Below are 289 nucleotides of genomic sequence, written 5' to 3'. Positions count from 1 at the left end.
CGAGATCAAGCGCGCGCAGGCTGCCGGCGATCCAGATACAGGCGAAACCTACTACCTGCACTGGCTCGCCACGCTGGAGGGTTTGGTTGCGCGCAAGGGTGTTGCGTCATTGGAGACGCTGCACCGCTACCGCGACGCCTGGGACCACGCCGCCGATCGCACGCCGCATGGCAAGCCGATCGAGCTGCGGCCGGAGGATTTCGGGTAGCTCTGGCAACGCCCGTTATTACGGAGCTCGTGTCCCGGACAAGCTGCGACGCGTAAGCGTCGCGGCGCAGAGCCGGGACCC

General features: G+C 66.8%; 1 pseudogene. It reads left to right on the top strand.

What is annotated here, in order from left to right:
* Positions 1-208 (top strand): annotated as a pseudogene (locus AABA84_RS34885) (nitrile hydratase accessory protein); the annotation flags it as partial.
* Between the last annotated feature and the right edge of the window lie 81 nt (positions 209-289).

Source organism: Bradyrhizobium sp. TM239, from assembly GCF_036247985.1.
GTDB lineage: Bacteria > Pseudomonadota > Alphaproteobacteria > Rhizobiales > Xanthobacteraceae > Bradyrhizobium > Bradyrhizobium ottawaense.
Note: the sequence above shows the minus strand (reverse complement) of the source record. Positions and strands in the feature narration are given on the sequence as shown.